This is a genomic window from Rahnella bonaserana, assembly GCF_019049675.1.
Taxonomy (GTDB): domain Bacteria; phylum Pseudomonadota; class Gammaproteobacteria; order Enterobacterales; family Enterobacteriaceae; genus Rahnella; species Rahnella bonaserana.
This window is the reverse complement of sequence record NZ_JAFMOW010000064.1, coordinates 12823-37555: the sequence shown is the minus strand read 5'-3', so window position 1 is coordinate 37555 and position 24733 is coordinate 12823. Positions and strand designations below refer to the sequence as shown.

Sequence of the window (24733 nt, the reverse complement as noted above, 5' to 3'; positions counted from 1 at the left end):
ATAATTACTTCACGCGTTCAGCGTTATAACAGGTCAGGTCCACTTCCACTTTGCAATCCACCACCAGATCCGCAACACAGCAGACGCGGGCCGGAGGATGGGCGGAAAAAAACTCGCTGAACACTTTGTTAAAGGACTGGAAATAACGCGCATCGGTCAGGAACACCTTCACATGCACCACATCCGCCAGGGTGTAGCCGGCGCTCTCCATGATGTCCACGCAGTTTTGGATAGCCAGGCGCGACTGCTCGATAATGCCCCCTTCCACTACTTCGCCATCTTTCATCGGTGTTTGCCCGGAAACATAAAGCCAGCCGCCCGCCTCTACGGCTTTGGCAAACGGCAATGACTGACCGCCCGTTCCCTTACTCCCGCCCACTCCGTAACGTTTAATACTCATCATTGCTCCTTATGCATACTGTATAAATGCGTGCTCAGGGAACAGCGTCTGGCTCTCCCCGCAAAATTCTACCGGCGTAAAAAACGCCCGGCGCGACCGATAACCTGTTTATCCAGTCCATAACTCATTACGCCGTTGACCAGCACCGCTTCGATACCCGCCGCAGGCTGCTGGGGATCGCTAAAACTGGCCACATCGCGCACGGTTTGCGGGTCGAACATCACCAGATCGGCGAAATAGCCCTGTCTGACCAGCCCGCGTTCAGCAAGCTGGAAACGCGCCGCGGACATGCCCGTCATCTTGTGAATCGCCACCGTCAGCGGGAAAAGTTTCTCGTCGCGGCTGTAATGGCCAAGCACCCGGGGAAATGCGCCCCACAGACGTGGATGCGGCATCGGGTCGTTTGGCAGTCCGTCGGAACCCACCATCGTGACCGGATAACTCAGCACGCGCCGGACATCGCGCTCGTCCATGTTGTAGTAAATGGCTCCGGCGGGCATCAGTAATTTTCCAGCGTCGTGTAGTGACATCGACCAGCTTTGCGCAATCTGCTGTAACGACTGCCCGGCCACTTCCGGATGCGGCTCTGACCAGGTGATAACTATTTCAAACTCGTCGGTGATTTGTTTGAGATCCAGCGTAGAAGAGCTGGCCGAATACGGGTAGCAATCGCAGGAGACATCCTGCGTTTCGCGCACTTTATCGAACAGCTTCAGAGTTTCCACCGTACGGCCCCAGTTCTTCGCTCCGGCACATTTGTGGTGGGACACCACCACCGGCACGTTGCCGTGACGACCAATGCGAAACGCCTCATCGAGTGCCTCAAGAATCGGCTCAAACTCGGAACGCAAATGCGTGGTATAGATGCCCTTCTGTGCAGCGAGTTCCTCTGCCAGCGCCATCACTTCTTCCGTCGAAGAGTGAAATGCCGAAGAATAAGCCAGGCCGGTGCTCAGCCCCAAAGCACCCTGCTGCAACGCCAGTCTGAGCTCTGCGCGCATCCCGCTTATTTCTTCTGCCGTCGCGGTGCGTAACAGGTCATCCATATGGTTATTACGCAATGCCGTGTGGCCGATAAGCGTACCGACGTTAATCGCCGGTCTCGCCTGCTCAACGGCCTGAGCGTAAGCGCTTACCGTCGGGTAGATAAAATGCTTCGCCTCACCGAGTAAATTCATCGGGTCTGGCACGTGGCCTTTAATGGTCGCCGTGGCTGCACTGATACCGCAGTTGCCAACAATCACCGTAGTAATGCCCTGACTGATCTTAGGCAGATACTCCGGCAGCCGGATCACATTGATGTCGTCGTGTGTATGCACGTCAATAAATCCCGGCGCCAGCACGCGGCCGGTACCGTCGATTTCATGCACAGCCTGACCACGGATTGCCGGCGCAATTTCAGCGATACGGTCACCCTGCACTGCAACATCGGCGCGGTATTGTTCCCCTCCGCTGCCATCAATGACCGTAACGTTTCTGAACAGATAATCAAACTTCATACGTTCCTGCCCTTCATAGTGTTCTGGGTTAAATTTAACCATTTACAAGGATGAAAAACAGTGGAAGACTACACAAAACGCACACACTAATCTGATACTTTTATTCATAAATTTGAGTGATTAAAATAAAAATACTTATTTATCATTAAATTAGAATTGGTATTTATAATAAAAGACTAAGAAAATGAAAGGAATTATGTTATGAAATACCACCAAGATAACCTCGTTCCGCACAAGTCAGCGATCCTTTTTTCTCCAGCCAACATACTGAATGAAGACGTCTGCCTGCCCGCCGCTGTGATCAAACAATCCGCTCTGGAAAATAACATTGAGTGGATGCAACGCTATGCCGATATCCGTGGCGTATCGCTGGCACCTCATGGCAAAACCACCATGACTCCGTGGATTTTTCAGCAACAGCAGCGTGCTGGCGCCTGGGCCGTTGGCGTGGGCAGCGCCTGGCAAGCCAGTATCGCGATGGTAAGCGGCATAAAGCGGGTATTGATGGTTAACCAGCTGGTGGGTAAAGCCAATATGCAGCTTATTTCAGCGCTAAAACATGAATATCAGGACGTCGATTACCTCTGCTGCGTTGACAGCCTTGCCAATGCCAAAACCCTTTCGGCATTTTTCAGCGCGCAAAACCAGCAGCTGGATATTTTGATCGAGCTCGGCGTACCCGGCGGGCGCTGCGGCTGCCGTACCACAGCGCAGGCCTTGCTGCTGGCAGAAGAGATTTCAGGTTTGCCGGGCTTACATTTACGCGGTCTCGAACTTTACGAGGGGGTGCTGCACGGAGAAAATCCGCGGCCCAAAGTGGAAGCATTGTTACGTGATGCCGCAGCCCTTGCCTGCCAGCTTGAGCGGTATGTCGAAGGGGAATTTATCCTCACGGGCGCAGGAACAGTCTGGTATGACGTAGTGTGTAACGTCTGGCTGGAAGCACAAAAACCGGCAAACTGCCGCGTGGTAATTCGCCCCGGCTGCTACATCACCCACGACGCAGGCATTTATCAGCTGGCACAAGAGGATCTGATGGCCCGCGACCGCGTGGCCTGTGATTTGGGGGGTGATTTGGTTTCAGCGCTGGAACTGGTTGCAATGGTGCAATCGGTGCCGGAAAGTGGCCGAGCGATTGTGAACTTCGGCAAGCGCGACTGCGCCTTCGACGCAGGTCTGCCGCAGCCGGTGGCGCATTACCGTCAGGGTAAAGCACTTCCGTTGACGGCAAGAAGCATCAAAACCACGGGTATTATGGACCAGCACGCGATGCTCGAACTGACTCCTGAGGCCGACGTGCAGGTGGAAGATATTCTGGTCTTCAGCACCTCCCATCCCTGTCTGACCTTTGACAAATGGAAAGCGCTGCTGCTGGTCGATGAGGATTACAACGTGCTGGAGACACTGGAGACCGCATTCTGACGGGAGCCCAGGTTGTGCTGCGTGATCAACAAGCCCGCCTGAGACAAACGCCGGCGGGCTTTTTAGCGTTATGCGCTTAGCGGTATTCCCAGAGCCACTTTCCGTGGGCCAGACGCCAGTAGAAGAAGGTACCGAGGATGATCCAGTCAAGACTGTAGCGATCAACAAAAATGGCCCCCACTTTAGAGTTTTTTCAGTGCGGATAAAGGGGAAACAGAAGAATGCTTTTGCGATTAAACTTATCAATATAATATTAACAAACTGTTCATAAAAATCAGTAATGCGAAAAAAAGCCCATCCGAAGATGGGCTTTGCTCGTTATTTTGTTCGATAATAAATTTCAGAGATTAGAACTGATATTGTAAGCCTACGCCTACGACGTCATCAGTAGAGATACCTTGATTACTGTAGAACTCATCATCGTTGTCAAGAAGGTTAATTTTGTAATCAACGTAAGTCGACATGTTTTTGTTGAAGTAATAATTAGCACCTACAGAAACATACTTAACGAGGTCTTTGTCGTTATCGTTACCACCATTTCCGTTATTCAGGTCTTTGCCTTTCGATTGCAGATAAGAAACCTCAGGACGCAGACCGAAGTCAAACTGATATTGCGCAGTTACTTCAAAGTTCTGAGTTTTATTTGCAATTGCAGAGTCACCATACATTGTCATATTACGAGTTTCAGCATACATGGTGGCAAGATAAACATTGTTTGCATCGTATTTTGCACCGATGGTCCAGACATCTGCTTTGTCTCCACGGTTATCTGCTGACTGATCATTTGTACGGTCGGAAGATGCATAAGCTGCACCTATGCTGGCACCCATACCAAAGTCATAAGTGGTGGATAAACCATAACCGTCGCCATTCTGGTGACCTACATCGCGATGGTTATTCGTCCCTTCAGAATCATTTTCACCGTCATTTGCACCCTGATACTGCAGTGCAAAGTTCCAGCCTTTCACTTCGCCAAAGAAATCAGTATTTCGGTAGGTTGCCACCCCATTGGTACGACCGACCATGAAGTTATCGGAAGTTGTATAAGTATCACCGCCGAAAACAGGCAGCATATCAGTCCATGCTTCAACGTCGTATACAACACCGTAGTTACGGCCGTAGTCAAAGGAACCATACTCACCAAAATTTAGACCCGCAAAGCCCAGACGGGTAGCGTTGCCTGCAGTACCATTGCCATTACTTTCAGAATTATTTGCCTGGACGTTATATTCCCACTGGCCATAGCCGGTCATTAAATCAGATATTTGAGTTTCGCCTTTAAAGCCGACACGAACGTAGGTTTGATCGCCATCATCGCCAACGTTGTCGGAGAATTGATGACGGGCATCAACTTTACCGTACAGATCTAATTTGTTGCCATCTTTGTTATAAACTTCTGCTGAATGAGCTGCGCCTGCAACCAGTAATGCCGGGATGATAATTGCCAATGCTTTTAATTTCATGATGTCATTCCTTTATCATTTAATTGAATGTTTGAATTTATTATATATACATTATCAATGAGTCTTAGCTCGTGTTAATACTACCCACAGAGTTCCGTTGCTCAGTAGATAAATTATCTCTTTTGGTTTTATTATTTATTGCTAATTATTTCTGAATGGTTTTTTAATATCCATCGTGAATAATACATTAAAACACATACAAAATTTATATTTATAGTCAGGCAATGGAGTGTGATAATTTAATTTTGGGTTCCGGCATCATCACTGGAATTCGATTTACCCTTCCTTGGTTTTAACTTCACAGAACGCGCCGTATCCCCTTTAGCGGCTTTATAATTTACCCCGCCTGACTGCGGGGTTTTTTTTGCATAAAAAAACCCATAACCGGCGAAAGTTATGGGCTCAACAATTGAGAGAGAACTAAAATTTCTACGACGAGGTCAGAGAGACTTTCCACAACAACCTTCATAACGGAGGCTGGCATTGTGCAAGACACAAGGGCAACACCCGTCATTTAGGGTACAACAAGCACTATCAGGAGAAAGTAAGGTTAATCGCACAGCTCGTTCCAGTAGCTGAAACGCATTAAACGGGTGTAGCGGTCAGGGGCGGCGAAACCAGGCCGGGTCACTGTTCCCCACATCAATACCGTACAGGCAACCTGTTGCCAGAAAACTCTCCAGCAGACGCGATGTATCTTGCGCCATTTCTTCAGTCTGGTGGCGCGGCTTACTTTGAGTAATACGCTGCCATAAGGAACGATGTTCAGCAGTTTGAGCAGTCGTTGACATACAGGCCTCCGGTTATTCACGGTTTCTGATTAAAGCTTTTATGCAACTAGCTTTTCAGACTCGTAGCAGACAGTATCTTTTGCTGGAATGACCTCAGTTAACCCTTTTCTTCCTGCAAACAGAACCAACGATTTATGCTTTCTTTATGAATTTTTGAACTATAACTTCCCGGGCCAGACACCCTCGCAGAACAGCTTCGCACACGCCAGACTCTGCTGATGACGTGTTTGTGGATCTCCCGGCCTTTGTGCCAGTTGCACCAGAATGCCGGTAAAACATTGTGCCATCAGCTCGGCGGAAATATCCTCACGAAACAGCTTATTCTCCTGACTTGCTGAAAGATTTTCAGCCATCAGGTCACACAGTAATCGTTGCGTTTCCTGTGCCTGAGGAGGCAATAAAAAGGCCTGCTGGGTGCTTGCATCATCTTCTGCTAAAAAGTTAAGCAGTTTTCGGAAGCTTAACGCCATCCGGTCAAGCACCTGATTCTCCGCAACCTGCGGCGCAATTTGTAAAGAGCGTACAAGCGCGGTCAGACGCTCGTGAAAAGCAATAACATCGGTATGGCTCATTTCTCTATCCCGGGTATTTCCCATTCCAGTGCGTTTCTGGTTTATTTGCGTAAATGTACCTGGCTACCTATTTGAATTCTATAAGTTAATGACCGTGGCTAACAATTGCACATCCCGGCGCTCTGGCGTAAACCAGTAAGCAGCTCACGTAAGGGAATCGGGTCGGTCAGACCGTGCCTTGCGCGCAGCACCTGAAAGATACCGAATACATAGAGGATAGTGGTATGTCTAAAAATGGAAAAGTGGCTTTAGTGACAGGTGGTGGTCAGGGGATTGGCCGGGCAATTGCGCTGCGTCTGGCGAAGGATGGTTTTGCCGTCGCTGTCGTGGATTACAATGCAGAGACGGCGGAAAAAGTCGCCGGAGAAATTAACCATGCCGGTGGCAAAGCGGTTGCCTTGCTTGCCGATGTGTCAGACCGCGAACAAGTTTTTGCTGCGGTAGAAGCTGCAACTCAACAGCTCGGCGGATTCGACGTTATCGTCAATAACGCCGGTATTGCGCCGACCACTCTCATCGAAGACATCACGCCTGAAATTGTAGACAAAGTTTATAATATCAATGTGAAAGGTGTGATCTGGGGGATTCAGGCAGCGGTGAAAGCGTTCAAAGCTGCCGGACATGGTGGCAAAATTATCAATGCCTGTTCGCAGGCCGGACATGTAGGCAATCCTGAACTGGCGATTTACAGCTCGAGTAAATTTGCGGTACGTGGCCTGACGCAAACTGCTGCACGCGATCTGGCTTATCTTGGAGTTACCGTGAATGCGTATTGTCCGGGGATCGTCAAAACCCCGATGTGGGAAGAAATTGACCGTCAGGTTTCTGCCGCAGCCGGTAAACCGGCGGGTTATGGTACGCAGGAGTTTGCAAAAAACATCACGCTCAAACGTCTTTCAGAACCAGAAGATGTGGCCGCCTGTGTTTCCTATCTCGCAGGCCCGGATTCAGATTATATGACCGGTCAGTCACTGTTGATTGACGGCGGTATGGTCTTTAACTGATCCCCTTCCCGCCCGCCAGCCTCTCGTTCCGGGAGGCTTTTCTATTTGCAACATACCTTCAGTACAACCTGATTAGTCTGCTGCAGATCCACTCATTGCTGTGCCAGCGGAATATAGTATTCGCAGGTCACACCGTTCAGCGCGGATTCACGCGAATACTTTTCGAGATCGGGCTGCATGATGAACTCCAGACCCAGCGTCGGTAAAAATACCGAATACAGATATAGGATAAAATCATTCAGCCGGCTGAGATCGTACGGATAATTGATCTTCAGATAACGGCTGGCCGGAATCAGAATGGTATGGCTGTCACTCAGTTTGACCTGATGTGCCACGGTGTATTCCATCTGCAGGGCATTGGCGACTTCGTCGTGAGTGTCAGGGCGGCAATCTGAAAGCCCCCAAACCGGCGCCAGAAGGGATTCCGGCGTTTCCAGATAGCGCAGTAATTCGGCACGATGAACGTGGTTTTTACTGTTGAACAAAGCTTCTATCGGGTAAGAATGGACGACTGTTTCCCCTTCGAACGCCATTTCCGGCAAATCGACAATTTCATATTTCGGTTGAGGAAACTCGTCGACGGTCAGCGGTGCGGTGATCCCGTTCATTGTCCATGACGCATTGCGGCGATACATTCCCGGTGTTTCTGCAAAGTTCTTTTTGAATGAACGGGTGAATGTTTGCTGCGAGTCATAAGAGTAATACAACGAAATATCGAGGATTGGCATATTGGTAAGACGTAACGCGATCGCCGCCATGGTCAGACGGCGGTCCCGGATGTATTTGCCCAGTGCGTAACCCGTTTTACTTTTAAACAAACGCTGAAGATACCACGGAGAATAGCCGGTTTTTTTCGAGGCTTTTTCCATGGTCAGACGGTCACTTAAGTTGACCTCGATCCAGTAGAGTAACTCTGTGATCAGGTCATCGTGAAAATCAGGTTTTTGTTCGCTCTGCAAAATGAACTCCCTGTGCTGCTATAACGTCGCGCGACTTAGTGCGCAACAGATTTTGAAAACACGTTCACTACGATGACACCTGCGATGATTAACCCCAGGCCGATAATCGCCGGAGTATCCAGCTTTTGTCCGTAACCAAACCAACCAATAGCAGAGACCAGAACAATACCGACACCGGACCAGATGGCGTAAGCAATACCGGTCGGGAGGGTTTTGAGCGTCAGAGATAATAAGAAGATGGCAATCGTATAGCCCATCAGCGTGACGACGCTTGGCCATAAACGGGTGAATCCTTCCGAGCTTTTCAGACTGCTGGTCGCAATAACTTCGGCCACAATAGCCAGCCCGAGAAGCAAATAGGTTTTAAACATCGGTCGTTTCCTTACTGCAAGAGTGATGAGCATACAGCTCATTCTCAATGGCGCGGCTGAGGTTGTATTGCGCGCAGGTCGAACTAAGTCCGATAGTTTCCAGTCGCGACATGGCATCCATACTGCTGCTCAGGCCAATCAGTCGCCAGGAAATATGCTCAGGTGATTCGCCCTGCACAAACTCCCCTTTCTGCCTGCCAAAGCGAATGGCATCGGAAACCAGCTCATGCCAGTCAGCCACTGAAAGCGCAAATGCGGCTTTCATCAGCGGCTCCTGCTCGGTCAGCAACATGGCCTGGTGCCACAGAGGGATGGCGATCAGGGATTCTTCGTCTTGCGGATCAACCAGCAACAGGTTTAACCGTTCGCGGGCTGTCAGCGTCAGAGATTTTTCCTCAAGCTGGGCTTTGAGAATTTTCATCACCTGCGTATAGGCCTGAGCCCGTAACTGAGCGGCGCTGGAAAAGTGATGATGAACCTGACCGGTGGCCGCACCGGCTTCTTGCGCGACACGACGAACGGTGGTCGCGGCCAGTCCTTCACGGCGGGCAATTCGCGCAGCAGCTTCCAGAATGGTATTGCGGCGCGCTTCTTTACACAGGTAGACCAATGAAACATCCGAAGCAGAGTAGGCAGATGTGGATAATGCCAAGACTTGGACGGATGTTCAAGATTTTTTGAGAACGTTCATTCACCTGTGATTTTATATAGGTGAATGACTTGCACCTTCGGTGAAAAGTGTACCCGCTGCGAATGACATCAGCCTGATGTTCTCTGACCGCTTATTGAGCTGTACAGACGAAACTGGACGCTGACCTGATGTCACCCTGCCCGTTATATTTCGGGTACAACGGGTAATCACATAAGGGCATTTCCCGCCCAGCCGTCGCTTTGTTGACATCAATCATGATCTGTTGCCCGGGAGGGATCCCATGATCAACCCACTTATCCAGCGTACCGAGCGAATCCCAGCTCGCGCGAAAAGTCCCGCTGCTGTGCGTAAAGCCGGGAGCCAGATAGAAACGGGCAAACTGACGGAGTTCTTTCTCGCCAAACTCGGCTTTGAGCTTTTCGTAATACGCCACGGTATTGCCCGGCGGAACCGCCATATCTGCGGTTCCGTGCATCATCAGCAACTTACCGCCGTGCTGTACAAATGCGCGGAGGTTCGCATCGGCGTTATCAACCTGCGAGGCCAGTTCTTTGAGGCGCGCCTGGTGAGCAGCCGGATCGAATCCCAGGGAGTCATAATCTGCATCACGCATGACTTCATAGCGAACGGCCTGATCGCCCATCATGTAAGGAAAGGAAATAATGATATTTGTGGCTTCGGGTTTTGGCTTGTCTGCGCCGGAACCGAATACGCTGACCAGCGCGGAAGCGTCAGCGCCACGTAGTATCGGCCAGGGCGCAAAGTGATCGCCGGTAGGCAGCTTGATTCCCAGCGGCACCGGCTGACTCAGCATTCCGACCAGAGCAATTTGCGTATCTGAAAGACAATTTGCGCCGGTATCTTTGCCCTGCGGACAACGCAGATGCGCTATTTTAAATGTGGCGCTGCAGGCATTAGGGTTAGCGACAACGCCGTCGGCCAGACCGTCCAGTTTGTCGCAGGCACCGGTTACAGCATTGGTAATCAGCGCGGCTTTGGCCGGAGAGATCCACGCGCCCGGCGTGTTGTAAATGGCTTGTCCGATACGGATACCTGCCATGTGCAGTTCGACGACGTTGTATACCGGATGAATGGCTATCGCGCCGTCATAGTCGAGCGGGAAGCGCTGAATTGCAGCAAGGGCTTCGTGTCCACCCTGAGAATTGCCCTGAAAATAAAGGCGCGACGGTTTTTTACCGTAAGCTTGTGTGATGAGTGCAACCGCGGCATCGTGAGTTTTCTTAATCTGAGCACCGGCAAAATTGTCCCAGGCTTCCTGGCTGAGCGCAAAAGATGCATCGGATACGCCGCCCTGATGGCCGGAATCGCTGCCAAAAGTCGCGTAACCTTGTTTCAGCGCGCCGGGTGTAGCCGCTGGAGCCAGCCGTGCAGTATCGGCATCTTTCACGGCACCATCAAATCCGCTGCCGCCGAGCTGCAGGGCCTTACCATTCCAGATGAGGGGCAGGTAAAGCTGAAAATTAATGTCGGGGGCTTTCACATCTACAGGTTTAATTAGCCCTTCCAGTTTGCAGTGCTGATTACCAGGATGCCCGGCCATTGCAACATTAGTCACCACCGCGCCTCGTGTGGGCAAACCAATTCTGGCAGCGTCGATGCGGGTATTTTTCAGGGCCACACATTGCGCCTCGGTTATACCTGCCGGGGACGCGTCGGCTAAATTTTCTGAGAACAAATTAGCGAAGAACAACGCAAAACAAAAAGTACAAAAACGCGCATTCATCAGACAACTGTCATCCCGTTGCGTAAAAGTGGCAGTTTGTCATTAAATGATCTGCGAAAACAGCCCTCCGTGCAGGAATTAGTCACTCACGACATTATGGATATGGCATACGCATCTCATCACGCAAATAAATGAACTCAGGTTTAATAGCCTCCTTATTTATGAGTAGAACTGGTTTTTATATTTTTACACCAGGCCTTATGCAATTAAAATAATATCCCCATTGTGAACTATCATTTTAATGAATGATATAAATGCCTGGGTGTTTAATATTGGCATGGTGAATGAAATAAATCTAATTTTTAATTTGTCTCTCATCGGTAATTAAAGGTATATTGCTTCCGCCTGCCTGGTTGCGGGTGCGATTAATATTAATCAACTTTTTGAAAAGGAATTTACATGAAGTCTTTAGTCAAGTTGTTTGTCCTGGCTGCTGTGGTCTCTACGCTTTCTGGTTGTACAGGCAGCGTCTATAATAAAGAAAAAAATTGCGATTACATGTACTTACTTCACCCCGCCATTTCAATTTCTAAAATGATTGGTGGTTGCGGCCCAACTGAAAAATAATGTTATTTTCAGTGTAAAATATGCCGGGCGATGATGTCCGGCATTTATTTAATAACACGTCTGTTTCTTAATACTTTCTTAAAACATCCAACAGATACCGCTTGTAAATCCTGTCTTTTAGACCGTTGTCGTTTATTTTTAACGATATCCCACTTCGGCATACGGTGCCCCATCACTTATTAAAAGTGACTGTTGCTCAGGAGTTCAGTGGAATAATCTGAGTCAACTTACCGGTGACATAAATTACGGCGGCATTGTGGCGAGAGTATATATGATTATAACCCTATGCATTTAGTTACAACATTCAAAATGCTTAAAACATCAACAACGGTGACAAGCTAAACATCAGTGATCGTTTCAGTCTTTCAGGAAATCAGCACCCGTTAATATCAATACGATCTACGAAGGCATAAAAAAGCGGCCGCAAAGCGACCGCCTCAGTTCTCTAAAGTAACGTTTTATCGTTTACGCCATAGCGTTAATTGCGCGACGGTGTGCTGGAATTTTCGGGCAGTTTCACGGATAACGAACGGCACATTGTGTGGTTGCTGAACTTCCGCAAAATCACTGGCCAGCAAACGGCGCAAAGCCTGATAAGTGGTCACCGCCTCTCCGTTCTCACGAAAACCGCCTAACCAGTTCTCTTTTGGCGTGAATTCTTCCAGCCAGGTATAGGGAGATGACAACATCAGCAGTCCGCCAGAACGAATCATTGGTGCGATATCTTTCAGGAAACGTTCCGGTTCACGCAGGCGGTCGATCAGGTTTGCAGCCAGAACCAGATCGTACAATTCGGGCTGAGGTTTAAGGTTACAGGCATCACCCTGCACAAAATTGACTCGCTCTGTCTGTTTCGTCTCTATTCCCACATCCGCCAGCGTCGCCTGACAATAATCGACCAGTTCGCCCTCTTCCGGGATCACATATCGACATGCTTCACCGCGTGCCAAAGCCAGAGCGACATCAATAAACCGGGCGGAATAATCCATGCCCACGACGGCATCAAAATGACGGGCGAGTTCAAAACTGGCACGACCCGTCGCACAACCGATATCCAGTGCCCTGCCTTTCTGACTGACATTTTCCACCGCTATATCAACCAGTTGTTCGGCGTAATTTGGCACGTTAAAGTGAACTGGACCGTACTGAAAGTCCAGATACTGAGCCACCAGACCATCGGTTTCATAAGGATTTACTGTCACGACTTCCTGATGACTGGACACCACATACCGAAAACCTGCATGCTGGAAGAAGTGACGGCGGAATGCATAACGCGAAGATTTCAGCGCCTCATTACCGGTTGAAATCCAGCTTCCGCCTTTGATCATAGAATGTTTACCATCGAAGGTCGGCGTTGAAAAATCGTCATATAACGGGTGGACGCGAAAACCATCAAACCCGCTGATTGGAGTTGACGCCCATTGCCAGACGTTCCCAACCACATCGTAAAAATCGCCCTGAGCGAAGTGATCTACCGGACAAGATGACGCCCACCAGGCCAGATTGATATTCCCCGGCGCAGTCTGCCAGTCTGGTTGATCGCCAGGCAACTGATTACGTAAAATCATCCATTCTGCTTCGGTTGGCAACTGAACAGACTCACCGGTTTGTTTCGCTTTCCAGCGGCAAAAAGCCGCTGCTTCCAGCTGATTGACTTCAGCAGGCCAGTCCCACGGCATCGGCACTTCTTCAGTCATCAGACGTAATTTCAGTTGCTCAGGTTCACGCGGCGAACCGACCCAAAATGTCGGCATGTCTGCCTGCGCAAACTCACGCCATCCATCACCTTCCTCATCCCACCACTGAGCGTCCTGATAGCCCCCTGCCTCGATGAAAGTATAGAATTCGGCGTTGCTCACCAGCATTTTACTGGCCTTAAATGCCTGAATTTTATGTTCTGAAGTGCCGTATTCGTTGTCCCAACCGTATGTGTCATCCTGCTTGCCAAGCGTGACAACGTCACCTTTTACCGCGACGGTTTCGTTTTCTGGCACTGTTTTTCTGTCATGTCTTGCCAGTTCACAGGCAGGCCAATGTGCCTGAGGTTTAACCCACTCCACAGGTAACTGGCGGATCAGTACGCTGGACGTTTCCAGATGAATACGTTCATGCTCGATACCCATCAGGATCACCCAGGCCGGGCTGTTCCAGTCGATCGGTAAACTCAGCGGTATGGTATCGATAATGCCCAGTACTTCTTCACGAACTTTGTTGCGATATGTTCTGAGATTGGCAACCGATGGCCAGTTATAGTTCTGATCGTCGAGATCGTCCCAGCTCATTTCATCCACGCCAATCGCCAGCATCGCCTCGATGTGGGAATCAATACGCTCCGGAATGAGGCCGGCAGCCATCAGCTTATTGATATAAAAAGTGGCGGTATGGCCAAAATAGAAAATCAGCGGATGGCGAAGGGAAATCGCTTTGTTGAAATAAGCGCGTTCGTCCGCCAGACAATCAAACAGGCTCTCATACAGTTCCCAGGTCTGAATAAAATAATCACGTATTTCCTGACGTTTTTGTTCCGCCGTTCCGGTACTCAGTAAAATTGTCTGCGTCGGTTCCGGCAGGCCGTTAGCGTTCTCTGGTTGTGAAAGCATCATTAATTCCTCTGTCTTCTGGCAACGCCAAATCAATATTCAAGTGTAGCAGCTGACATCAGCGGCTCTTTTCCGCAGCGCGCTGGCCGGTCTGTTAGTCGTGAAACTGTCCAAAGTAGAAGGTGTTTGAAAAGCGTTGAAAAAAGCTTATCTTTCCATATACAGTAACGATATTCGCGGAACTTGCAGCGATTCACCTTCGAATTTATGGCGCAAATCGAAGTAATCCGGCGCGCTAATAATGCCCTGAATATTGTCAGAAAATGCTTCCAGCGCCTGTTTCATTTGCGACAGATAGTCGTGAGTATCGTAAACACGGTCGATGCCTTCGAGGGAATGGTTCATAATTTTGCGGGCAACATCGTTAGGGACATTCAGGGAGGATAATTTAGATCTGGCCGTCCTTCGCAAGTCGCGGGTCGCAAAAGGTTCAATCCCCAGCCCTCTTTCCGCACGTAACATACGCCGGATCACCTGAGTGACCGCGCCGCGGGATAACGGTTTTTGTGCATCGAGCGGAGACGGAACCAGCCACGGACTATTTATTGGACTGGCCGCCAACAATGCTTCCACACAGGTCACCATTAAAGATGTCAGGGGCAGGCTGTGATCGCGAGCTGATTTGTTACGTGTACCCTGCCGCCAGACGCCAATCCGCAGATGAAACTCCTCTTTTCTGGCGCGTACAATTTCATCCGGACGCCTTGCGGTCAACAAACAAAGGCGTAACGCCCATCGACATTGTTCCGAAATATCCCATAAATCAAGACCATGCCAGAAAATCCAGATTTCAGCATCGGTTAATGCCCGCTCGCGCGGCGGCGTATTTCTTCCCCCGACGTCACGGCGTTTCATGGAACTCAAGGGCGAATGGGCGAGATATCCCTGCGTTTCCGCCCAGCCAAAAAATTGCTTACACAGGGCAAATACCCTTTTGGCTTCGGAAATTTTTCCGTCCGCTAACAACACATTGAATAAACGATTCAGACGCAGGCGGCTAATTTTGTTGAGTGGCACATCGCCAATCACCGGCAGGACATGTTTCATTAAAGAGGAAACGGCAATTTCCGGGCGACGGCGTGTCAGGATCAATGAAAGCCGGATCCAGACATTGATCACCTGCCCGACTGTCGCGTTACCCTCTTCGTCAAAATCATCCAGCTTTGCGAGCGGCGTCATTTTCACATTCTGAAGATAGGCAAGCACATGCCGGCCAACATTCTCGGCAGCAAAATGTGTTTCGTTGATCGTTCCGGATAGCGCGTTGCTCATTAGCCCTATTTCACCTGAAAAAGTCACAGGGCGGTTTTATAACAAGTCACAGGATCTTAGGCAAAAGGTTTATGACTCCAGACCTATTAAGTCTGGAGTCACACTGACAATCTATAAAGAAAAATAAAGGACTTAGCAGAACGATAATGGTGTCACTGGCGGGTAATAAAACCAGCAAAATGGACAATTTTAGGGATGCACGCATGTTTAATCGTCGTTACAGGGTACGTATTGTCGATAAATCAATCCATACACATGGTCTTGCAGGGCTAAGTTCAGGCGGCTGACTTTGAACAACCTGAAAGGAGAATACAGGTTTCCCTAAAGAAAATTTTTCTCGTGCCGACATGTTAATAGTTAAGGATCCTTTATCTCTTTCAATTCGCAGTCTGACTACGGAAATGTCACCATGCGCAATAACCAACCCGTTTCACAACAGGAATATCAGTATCCTGACGACGCTACACTAATGTCGACAACGGATGCCGAAAGCCATATCACCTACGCCAATGATGCTTTTATTGAGGTCAGCGGCTTTGCCAGTGAAGATATTATCGGGCAACCTCATAATATTGTTCGTCATCCCGACATGCCTCCTTCCGCTTTTAAGGATATGTGGGCCACACTTCAGCAAGGTTTTCCGTGGACTGCGCTGGTAAAAAACCGTCGTCGTAACGGTGACCATTACTGGGTTCGCGCCAATGTCGTTCCTGTTATTCGTGCCGGGAAAACCAAAGGTTATCTTTCAGTTCGCACCAAACCCACCGCCGCCGAAATCAAAGACACACAATCGCTTTACGACAAAATGAATCGTGGCGAACTGAACAACCGGCGGTTGCATCGCGGATTGCTCATCCGCACCGGTCTGACACGTGGCCTGTCGCTACTAAAAACACTTTCGGTTCGCTGGCGGATCCGCAGCGGACTGATCGCTTTGCTCATCCTCAACTCTGTAGCCATTTCTTCTTTAGCTATATTGCCAGCCATGCAGCTGAGCATCGCATATGCCCTGAACGCGCTTTTCATTTTGCTCCTGGGTTTCTGGCTGGAATGTCAGATAACACGTCCGGTTGAACAACTTTGCAATCAGACATTGCTTGTTGCCAGCGGTGCGAGTCATACGATCACCCCGATGGAACGTGTCGATGAAATTGGAATGACACTACGCTCGGTCGGACAGCTCGGATTGATCTGCCGGTGGATGGTTGATGATGTTAGCGAGCAGGCGCATAAGGTTCGCACTGCAAGTGAATCACTGGCCAGCGGTAACGAAGCGTTGAGTCAGCGAACAGAACAGACCGCGGCTAATGTCGGGGAAACCGCGGCGGCGATGAATGAAATGAGTGCGACCGTTGAGAGCAATACGCAAACTGCCGCCGAAGCGGACAAGTTATCACTGACTGCCAGTGAGGCAGCGGAAAAAGGCAGTAATGCGATGCAGGGAGTGGTCGGCACCATGCAGGAAATCACCGACAGTTCTCGCAAGATCGCAACCATCACCAATGTCATTGATGGCATTGCTTTTCAGACTAACATTCTGGCACTCAATGCCGCCGTCGAAGCCGCCCGCGCCGGAGAACAGGGTAAAGGATTTGCGGTGGTTGCCGGTGAAGTCCGTAGTCTTGCACAAAGAAGCGCCAGTGCGGCCAGTGAGATCAAACGACTGATCGACACCAGCGTGGAAACGGTGTTATCGGGATCGAAACAGGTAGATCAGGCAGGTAAAACGATGGCTGACATAGTATCTCAGGTACAAAATGTTTCTTCCCTGATTGGCCAGATCCGCAGTGCCACCAGCGAACAAAATCTCGGCCTGCTTGATATCGCCAAAGCCATTGAAGAACTTGACCGCATCACGCATCAGAATTCGGTTCAGGTTCAGGAAGGCGCCAGTGCTTCTTCCGGGCTGAAACGACAAGCCGAAAGACTGGTAGAGGCGGTTGGGATATTCCGCTAATATTTGAAAATAATAAAGGCGGATATCAGCCGCCTTTATTTATGGCACAGGATGAATAATGAAATTATTGGCTTTTCCATTCCTGATTCAGCATAGCGTACAAATATTCACTGCACCATTCACCTTTCAGAAAACAGTTTTCGATAAAGGATCCTTCGCGTCTGAAATTTGCCGCTAAGAACAAACGACTGCTGACTTCATTTCTTACATCAGCGATGGCATATACCCGATGCTTTCCGAGTGTATCAAATAAATACTCCAGCAGCAGCTTCAGGGCCATTTTCCCAATCCCTTTTCCCTGCCATTTCGGGTCTATCGTTACGCCAATTTCCACCTGAAAATCATCAACAAAGTGCAACCCGAAGTCACCCACCATACCGAATTCACGGTGTTCGATGGCGACCTGAAACCAGTTATCCGGGGTACCAAAAGTAAGAGTCTGCATTTCCCCAAACATTGCTTTCGCCTGATCTTGCGTAAAGGCATCCCAGCTCTGATATCGGGCAACGTCGGGATTTTGCCGGTAGCGGGTTAATACCGGAAGGTCGGCAATATTTAAGTGACGCAGAGTTATTGTTGAGGATGAGATTAATGTCATGACCGGGCTCTTTATAAGTTCTCTCAATAAGCGCCTGGCTGGAAGTAATTACTCCACGCCTTTACAGGTGAATAACTGATACTACCTGACACTTTTTGCCTTTTCAGTTAATTTATTGAAAATTATCCAGCGAAAGTAAATAAAAAGGCCGGATACTGTTTAACAGTGTCCGGCCTGGTCAGTGACTGATAGTGTCTGTTATGCGCTTACGCGCTCGCCAGCCTGAAGGCCGAAACGGACTGCGTCAGATAGAGAACTTGCTCTTCAAGCGAGGCCGCTGCTGCTGCGGACTCCTGCACCAGCGCCGCATTCTGCTGAGTGACGCCGTCGATTTCGGTCACAGCCTGCTCAATCTGGCTTATCCCGCGGCTCTGCTCATCGGATGCGGTCGAGATATGTTCCATCAGCACATCAACCTGCGTCACGGAAGAAATGATTGCCGAGATAGAATCACCGGTACGCGATACCTGCTCAGATCCTTCCTTTATATTGGCAACAGATTCAGAGATCAGGCTTTCAATTTCCTTCGCCGCAACTGCACTCCGCTGCGCCAGGCTGCGCACTTCGCTGGCAACCACCGCAAATCCACGCCCCTGCTCACCGGCACGAGCCGCCTCAACCGCTGCATTGAGTGCCAGAATGTTGGTCTGGAATGCAATGCTGTTGATGACGCCTGTTATGTCTTCGATTTTCTTAGAGCTGCTGTTAATACGACTCATCGTTCCGATCACATCCTGTGCCACCTTTTCACCCGCACGCGCATTTTTAACTGCTTCACGCGTCAGTCCACTGGCGCGGGTAACATTCTCGGTATTTTGTTTTACGGTCGCACCAAGTTCTTCCATGCTGGCCGCGGTTTGGGTCAGTGCTGCTGCCTGTTGCTCAGTACGGGAAGCCAGATCAATGTTACCGGCGGAAATCTCCTGCGACGCATGGGCAACAGTATGACTGGTATCCCGCACCTGCCCGATAATGCGCGTTAGCGACTGTCGCATGTGCTCAATGGACTGCATCAGTTCTTCAATTTCGCTGCGTGAACGGGCATTAACCGGCACGGGAGTGTCGAGATAGCCTTCAGCAATCTGGCGGCAATGGTCGCGTGAATTCAGAAGTGGCGTCAGGACGAAGCGCTTAAGCAATATCACCACACCAATAATGATGATCAGGAATAGCAAACCAAACCCGATGGTTAACCCGATACCAAATTTAAAATTGTCCTGCGCATCATTGTTGAGATTTCTTGCGTACTGCTCGTGTAGCGCCAGCACTTTATCCAGTACAATCTCGTACTGGCGGTCGAGTTTCACCACTGTCGGGATTTGTGCTTTAAACCGCGCCTGGTCACCCGCTTTCGCAGCATCAATCAGCAGCTGTATACCATTCTGACGATACTCCATATACGTGGTGCGATACACCAGTGCCAGTTGATCCTCGCCGGGCAGTTTCGGTGCCTCGATATAAGCCTGAAATGCAGCATCGGCCTTCGCGATAACTTCACTGACACTATCAAGTGCTGCGCCATTTTGCTGACCATCGCTGTTCTCGATTTCCTTCATGTACTCCATTACGCGTACGCGTGAGGTACGGCTATGATTAATGGGATCAATCACAGACAGGACGACCCGGATCTCTTTGTTGACGTCATCCAGAGAATGATTACTTTGGGTCAACAACCAGATATTTGACAACATACTGGTGAAAAATAAAGCAAAAAGAACTACAAGAACAAGTAAGGAGGACTTTTTAAGCGACATCGATAGATTCTCAAAACAGGGCAAGGATCTGTTTATCGGCATTTGGCTTAAAAGGTTTAATAACTGCTTCGTCCTATCAGAAATTTGACCAATGATGATCATCCTGCCATCAAATTTTTAGTCATATCTAATAGTTCTTTCCACTCAAGAGGCGGGTTCTGCTATCCGCAGAGCACAAAACTAAAATTTTTTAAACACTTTTGCGTAAATGAAAATGGCTCCAAATTTCTCGCATTAAAACTGTGAGGTATTCATTATCACAGGAAAATTCTTAATTAAATATCAAATATAATTACACCAGACTCATGCCGATTTTTTCACAAAATTAAAATTTATTCATTTCATGAATTACACTGTAAAAAAAGATGAAAAATCCTATGAGTCATTCGTGTTGTAAAATGCAAAATCTTTCATGAGAGAAAATTCTCTCAGATATTTCCTGCATTTTTTTCGTTATTAATCCTAAAGAAATCCGCACTTCTAAAATTATTTCTGCAAAGCGATCTGGCTCAAGCCCTTATCCCATGCGGCCCGCGCGGGTATGAGTAGAAAATTCCTATATTTCAATATGATGATCTGTAAGTTATAACCACCATATAAGTAACACTTAGTTACAAAGTATGGTTTTCAATGGAATCACTAATGTTTCTAAAATACCAATGACAGGTACTTATCTGAAATTTTACTTTTCAGGTAAATTCAAAACACACTGCGAAATGCTTCGGAAAATATCGACTCGCTTGTGACCCTAGATTATTCGCACATTATGATGCGACATGGACACATTTTATGGCAGGGTTGCCAGCTTCAATGTATTTTTCAGATTCATTGGCAGCGTTTATCACTCCACAGTAAGGGATAGGCATGTCTAATAGTTTTCAGGAAGAAATACCCAAAGCCCGCGTTAATATTAAATTAGATCTCCATACCGGCGGCGCGCAGAAGAAAGTCGAATTACCTTTAAAATTAATGGTGATGGGTGACTACAGCAACGGCAAAGAAGACCGACCTTTGTCTGAACGCGAAAAAGTTAACATTAATAAAAATAACTTTAACAGCGTTCTGGCCGAGTTTAGCCCCTCCCTGAATCTGACCGTTGAAAACACGCTGGCTGGCGATCATAGCGAAGAAAACGTTTCTCTGAATTTCAACGAAATGAAAGATTTCGAGCCAGAGCAGGTTGCCCGTCAGATCCCTCAACTGCGTGCCATGCTGGCCATGCGCAATCTGCTGCGCGATCTCAAATCCAATCTTCTGGACAACGCAACGTTCCGCAAAGAACTCGAAACCATTCTTAAAGATCCGTCCCTGAGCAATGAGCTTCGCAGTGAACTGAACGCTCTGGCACCTAAGGCATAACAGCCTCCACTTAACGGATTAATGCGAGAAAATGCTTATGTCAGTCAATACTGAAAACTCTTCTACAAGCCAGACTACTGTTCTTGAACGCCCTGAAGCGGGCACCGTTTACGCTTCCCTGTTTGATAAAATCAATCTGACGCCGGTGACTTCACTGGGCGACCTGAATGATTACCAGGACACCGCTGCCCTGGCTGATGTGACCGCCGATCAGCGCGTGACGGCAGCCGTTCAGGTCTTCCTTGAGCGTCTGAAACAATCTGGCCATACCGTTGAGCGTCTGGATAAAACGCTGCTCGATCACCATATTGCAGAACTGGACAATCAGATCAGCCGTCAGCTCGACGCTGTGATGCATCACCCTGATTTTCAGCGCGTGGAATCCGGCTGGCGTGGTCTGAAGTTCCTGGTTGACCGCACCGATTTCCGCCAGAACGTGAAAATCGAAGTACTGGACGTTTCAAAAGAAGATCTGCGTCAGGATTTCGAAGATTGCCCTGAAATCATCCAGAGCGGCCTGTATCGTCACACTTACATTCAGGAATATGACACACCGGGCGGCGAACCAATTGGTTCTGTAATTTCCAACTACGAGTTTGATGCGTCAGCTCAGGATGTCGCATTACTGCGTAACATTTCAAAAGTGTCCGCTGCCGCACATATGCCATTCGTTGGCGCTGTGGGTCCTAAATTCTTCCTGAAAGATTCCATGGAAGAAGTGGCCGCGATTAAAGATATCGGTAACTACTTTGACCGTGCCGAATACATCAAGTGGAAATCCTTCCGGGATTCCGACGATTCCCGCTATATCGGTCTGACCATGCCGCGCGTACTGGGTCGTTTACCGTATGGCCCGGATACCGTTCCGGTTCGCAGTTTCAACTATGTCGAAGAAGTGAAAGGCCCGGATCACGAGAAATACTTGTGGACCAATGCTGCGTTCGCGTTCGCTGCCAACATGGTGAAAAGCTTCATCAAAAATGGCTGGTGCGTGCAAATCCGTGGCCCGCAGGCTGGCGGTGCGGTGACTGACCTGCCCATTCACCTGTATGACCTCGGCACCGGCAATCAGGTGAAAATCCCGTCAGAAGTGATGATCCCTGAAACCCGCGAGTTTGAATTTGCCAACCTGGGCTTCATCCCGTTGTCTTACTACAAAAACCGCGATTACTCCTGCTTCTTCTCCGCCAACTCCGCGCAGAAACCGGCGTTGTATGACACTGCCGATGCCACCGCAAACAGCCGCATCAATGCGCGTCTGCCGTACATCTTCCTGCTGTCACGTATCGCACACTACCTGAAGCTGATTCAGCGTGAAAACATCGGTACCACCAAAGACCGTCGTCTGCTGGAACTGGAACTGAACACCTGGATCCGCACGTTGGTCACTGAAATGACCGATCCTGGCGATGACCTTCAGGCTTCTCATCCGCTGCGTGACGCAAAAGTGACCGTTGAAGATATCGAAGACAATCCGGGCTTCTTCCGCGTGAAACTGTACGCCGTACCGCACTTCCAGGTCGAAGGCATGGACGTGAACCTGTCTCTGGTTTCTCAGATGCCTAAAGCGAAAGCGTAAGAGGCCGGAGTGGTAATGAAAATTTATCGACCACTATGGAGTGAGGGGGCATTGCTGTCCCCTCAGCAGTTCCAGCAGCAGGCTTTATGGGAAGCACATAGTAATCAATGTGTTGCCCACCTGTCCGTTGTTAATCCCTGGGGCGTAGCCACAGCTGAATTTGATGAAGGCTTGCTAAGTGTCAGACGCCTGCAAGCACTACAGCTGACCGTGCGTCTGCCTGACGGTTCTCTGATAGATACCAGGAGCAGCGATCTTCTCCCCCCTGCCCGGGATTTATCTCAGGATATTCCGGCACAAGTCAATGAGCTAACGGTGATGCTGGCGATGCCGTTATTGCAGGCAAACAGCAGCAACGTACAACTCACTGACAATGCGGGGGATCGCCCGCTCCGTTATCGTCAGGAATGGGTAAATGTTCAGGATGCATTCGGTCTGGAAGAAGAGTCCATGGCTGTGGCCCGTTATGCTTTGTCTCTGCGCTTTGACACAGAACAAAACGAGGAATACCTGATCTGTCCTGTATTACGTCTGGTTCGCGACGGTCAAGGCGGCTGGAGAAATGACAGTACATTTATTCCTCCGTTGCTGGCAATGTCCGCTCATCACGGGCTGGTCCTGGACATGGAGCAAATTCTCACACAATTGCAGGCTAAACGCCGCCGCCTGATGGGGATGCGTCGTGAGAGCAATCAGCGTATGGCCGATTTCGCCGTCGCAGATGTGTCATTGTTCTGGCTGCTTAATGCCCTCAATACGCATGTTTCAGCATTATCTGAACTGGTTAAAAACCCGGCGCGACACCCTGAACAAGTCTGGTTTGAATTATCGAAACTGGCGGGGAGCCTTCTGACGTTTTCCCTGGAACATGATATCGAAGCGATACCGGCATACGACCATGCGTCACCAGAGACCGTTTTCCCGCCTTTACTTGACCTGATCGGGGAGCTACTGGAAGCCAGCCTTCCTTCACGCGTTATCTCGCTGGAAATGCACAAGATCAATGGCCAGCAGTGGAAAGCGCCTCTTAATGACAGTCGCCTGCGTGAAGACGCTGACTTCTACCTGTCAGTGCGCTCAACACTGCCCGCTTATCAGCTGATTTCCCAGTTTCCTGCCTTGTGTAAAGTCGGGGCACCGGACGATGTCAATAATATTGTCAATATCGCACTTAATGGCGTGCCGCTGATCGCGTTAAGCCATGTCCCTGCGGCAATCCCTCTCCGGCTGGAAAATCAATATTTCGCCCTGGATCTCAAACATCCCTCTGCGCAGGCCATGCTGGATTCGGGTACGTGCATGTTCTATGTACCGGAACTTCTCGGTGAACTGCAACTGGAACTCTATGCGGTGCTTCGGTCATGAGAAATGAAATAGATATTGATGAGTTGCTGGCCGATACCTGGCTGTCCGTTGTGCAATTACGTAATGGAGTGGTTGCAGAAGAAGGCGAGGCTTTATACGAGCGCTGCCGCGCACAGGTAGAGCGAGTTCAGGACCAATTACAGCTGGCAGGTTACGATAGCGAAAGCGTTGAACATATCACTTATGCCCAATGTGCATTGCTGGATGAAACCGCACTCGGTCGACAGGGCGAGGACAAGGCGCCTGATAACGGACATATTGCCTGGCAGCGGGCACCGTTACAGGCGCGTTTCTTTGGCTCTCTTCAGGCAGGTGAAGCGTTATATGAACGTATCCGCTCTGTGCTGCGTCAACCGGCACCCGATATCACCGTGCTGACCTGTTTTCATCGGATCTTATTGCTGGGTTTTCAGGGGCAATATAGCGCTCAAACCATCAACCCTCATCAACGTGAGCAAACCCTCGCCGCACTTGCCGGGCGGGTCACTCCCTTCAACGTGATGCTCCCGGGAGCATTGCTGAGTAAAACAGGACGGGTACGTGGCGGGGCAATATTACGCTCACTCTGGTTCTGGGTTCTGGTTGCTATTGTGGTTGTGTCCGGTGTCTGGTGGGGTGGGCATGTCTGGCTGCAACATCTGTTTCATCAGCAATTGCCGGGGCAGTTCTGATATGCGCATCGGTTCTCGTTTATCAGTTTACTGCCTGACTGGGATGACGGGGGGTCTGGCACTTCTGTTGTGCTGGGGATTCAGCCCATTTGGCGCCTCCACAAAATCAGTCATTACCCTCATCACAGTGACCT

General features: G+C 49.4%; 21 protein-coding genes. 8 read left to right on the top strand and 13 right to left on the bottom strand.

Going from position 1 to position 24733, the window contains the following annotated elements:
* Nucleotides 1–4 precede the first annotated feature (4 nt).
* Nucleotides 5–400 carry a RidA family protein gene (locus J1778_RS14285; RefSeq protein WP_217173727.1) on the bottom strand — a complete coding sequence of 132 codons (396 nt, stop codon included), beginning with the start codon at nt 398–400 and terminating at the stop codon, nt 5–7.
* 68 nt (nt 401–468) lie between these two features.
* Nucleotides 469–1899, bottom strand: coding sequence for an N-acyl-D-amino-acid deacylase family protein (locus tag J1778_RS14280; protein WP_217173726.1), 1431 nt, complete (start codon nt 1897–1899; stop codon nt 469–471).
* Between the two features lie 201 nt (nt 1900–2100).
* Between J1778_RS14280 and J1778_RS14275 the strand changes: the two genes are divergently transcribed.
* Nucleotides 2101–3321, top strand: coding sequence for an amino acid deaminase (locus tag J1778_RS14275; RefSeq protein WP_217173725.1), 1221 nt, complete (start codon nt 2101–2103; stop codon nt 3319–3321).
* A gap of 347 nt (nt 3322–3668) precedes the next feature.
* Here J1778_RS14275 and ompC read toward each other — a convergent pair whose 3' ends face one another.
* From ompC to J1778_RS14260, 3 genes are all read right to left on the bottom strand, one after another.
* Nucleotides 3669–4784 carry a porin OmpC gene (ompC, locus tag J1778_RS14270; RefSeq protein ID WP_217173724.1) on the bottom strand — a complete coding sequence of 372 codons (1116 nt, stop codon included), beginning with the start codon at nt 4782–4784 and terminating at the stop codon, nt 3669–3671.
* A 602-nt stretch (nt 4785–5386) separates the two neighbouring features.
* Nucleotides 5387–5575 (bottom strand): hypothetical protein, encoded by a 189-nt coding sequence (locus J1778_RS14265; RefSeq protein WP_217173723.1) that lies wholly within the window; start codon nt 5573–5575, stop codon nt 5387–5389.
* 158 nt (nt 5576–5733) lie between these two features.
* Nucleotides 5734–6147 (bottom strand): hypothetical protein, encoded by a 414-nt coding sequence (locus J1778_RS14260; protein WP_217173722.1) that lies wholly within the window; start codon nt 6145–6147, stop codon nt 5734–5736.
* Nucleotides 6148–6371: 224 nt separating this feature from the next.
* Here J1778_RS14260 and J1778_RS14255 point away from each other — a divergent pair, with 224 nt between their 5' ends.
* Nucleotides 6372–7151 carry a (S)-acetoin forming diacetyl reductase gene (locus tag J1778_RS14255; RefSeq protein WP_217173721.1) on the top strand — a complete coding sequence of 260 codons (780 nt, stop codon included), beginning with the start codon at nt 6372–6374 and terminating at the stop codon, nt 7149–7151.
* Nucleotides 7152–7243: 92 nt separating this feature from the next.
* Here the strand turns inward: J1778_RS14255 and J1778_RS14250 are convergent, their stop codons facing one another.
* The 4 genes from J1778_RS14250 to J1778_RS14235 all read right to left on the bottom strand — a co-directional run bounded on the left by J1778_RS14250 (nt 7244) and on the right by J1778_RS14235 (nt 10772).
* The gene (locus tag J1778_RS14250; protein ID WP_217173720.1) at nt 7244–8110 is read right to left on the bottom strand and encodes a helix-turn-helix domain-containing protein; all 867 of its coding nucleotides are present in this window, start codon (nt 8108–8110) and stop codon (nt 7244–7246) included.
* Between the two features lie 35 nt (nt 8111–8145).
* Nucleotides 8146–8481, bottom strand: coding sequence for an SMR family transporter (locus J1778_RS14245; RefSeq protein ID WP_217173719.1), 336 nt, complete (start codon nt 8479–8481; stop codon nt 8146–8148).
* Complete coding sequence (locus tag J1778_RS14240; RefSeq protein WP_217173718.1) at nt 8474–9091, bottom strand: TetR family transcriptional regulator; 618 nt, start codon at nt 9089–9091, stop codon at nt 8474–8476. Before J1778_RS14240 ends, J1778_RS14245 begins: the two co-directional genes overlap by 8 nt.
* 172 nt (nt 9092–9263) lie before the next feature.
* Entirely contained in the window at nt 9264–10772 is a 1509-nt protein-coding gene (locus J1778_RS14235) for a tannase/feruloyl esterase family alpha/beta hydrolase (RefSeq protein ID WP_338019644.1), read from the bottom strand.
* A 504-nt stretch (nt 10773–11276) separates the two neighbouring features.
* Between J1778_RS14235 and J1778_RS14230 the strand changes: the two genes are divergently transcribed.
* The gene (locus J1778_RS14230) at nt 11277–11444 is read left to right on the top strand and encodes a YhfL family protein (RefSeq protein ID WP_120163809.1); all 168 of its coding nucleotides are present in this window, start codon (nt 11277–11279) and stop codon (nt 11442–11444) included.
* A 458-nt stretch (nt 11445–11902) separates the two neighbouring features.
* Here J1778_RS14230 and ovoA read toward each other — a convergent pair whose 3' ends face one another.
* Together ovoA and J1778_RS14220 are read right to left on the bottom strand one after the other, a co-directional pair.
* Nucleotides 11903–14044, bottom strand: a complete 2142-nt coding sequence (gene ovoA, locus J1778_RS14225) for a 5-histidylcysteine sulfoxide synthase (protein WP_217173716.1) — start codon at nt 14042–14044, stop codon at nt 11903–11905.
* A gap of 147 nt (nt 14045–14191) precedes the next feature.
* Complete coding sequence (locus tag J1778_RS14220) at nt 14192–15316, bottom strand: tyrosine-type recombinase/integrase (RefSeq protein ID WP_217173715.1); 1125 nt, start codon at nt 15314–15316, stop codon at nt 14192–14194.
* Nucleotides 15317–15725: 409 nt separating this feature from the next.
* On the opposite strand from J1778_RS14220, the gene J1778_RS14215 reads away from it, so the two are divergent.
* Complete coding sequence (locus J1778_RS14215; protein WP_217173714.1) at nt 15726–17273, top strand: methyl-accepting chemotaxis protein; 1548 nt, start codon at nt 15726–15728, stop codon at nt 17271–17273.
* A gap of 64 nt (nt 17274–17337) precedes the next feature.
* On the opposite strand, the gene J1778_RS14210 is transcribed toward J1778_RS14215, so the two are convergent.
* Entirely contained in the window at nt 17338–17871 is a 534-nt protein-coding gene (locus J1778_RS14210; protein WP_217173713.1) for a GNAT family N-acetyltransferase, read from the bottom strand.
* A gap of 206 nt (nt 17872–18077) precedes the next feature.
* Nucleotides 18078–19625, bottom strand: coding sequence for a methyl-accepting chemotaxis protein (locus J1778_RS14205; RefSeq protein WP_217173712.1), 1548 nt, complete (start codon nt 19623–19625; stop codon nt 18078–18080).
* A gap of 864 nt (nt 19626–20489) precedes the next feature.
* On the opposite strand from J1778_RS14205, the gene tssB reads away from it, so the two are divergent.
* Genes tssB through tssL form a run of 4 tightly spaced genes read left to right on the top strand, consistent with a single transcriptional unit; the run spans nt 20490 to nt 24599 of the window.
* Nucleotides 20490–20984, top strand: a complete 495-nt coding sequence (gene tssB, locus J1778_RS14200) for a type VI secretion system contractile sheath small subunit (protein ID WP_217173711.1) — start codon at nt 20490–20492, stop codon at nt 20982–20984.
* A gap of 31 nt (nt 20985–21015) precedes the next feature.
* Nucleotides 21016–22563: a type VI secretion system contractile sheath large subunit gene (gene tssC / locus J1778_RS14195; protein WP_217173710.1), complete on the top strand. Its 1548-nt coding sequence runs from the start codon at nt 21016–21018 to the stop codon at nt 22561–22563.
* Nucleotides 22564–22578: 15 nt separating this feature from the next.
* Nucleotides 22579–23928 carry a type VI secretion system baseplate subunit TssK gene (tssK, locus tag J1778_RS14190; RefSeq protein ID WP_217173709.1) on the top strand — a complete coding sequence of 450 codons (1350 nt, stop codon included), beginning with the start codon at nt 22579–22581 and terminating at the stop codon, nt 23926–23928.
* Nucleotides 23925–24599 carry a type VI secretion system protein TssL, short form gene (gene tssL / locus J1778_RS14185; RefSeq protein WP_217173708.1) on the top strand — a complete coding sequence of 225 codons (675 nt, stop codon included), beginning with the start codon at nt 23925–23927 and terminating at the stop codon, nt 24597–24599. Before tssK ends, tssL begins: the two co-directional genes overlap by 4 nt.
* Nucleotides 24600–24733 lie beyond the last annotated feature (134 nt).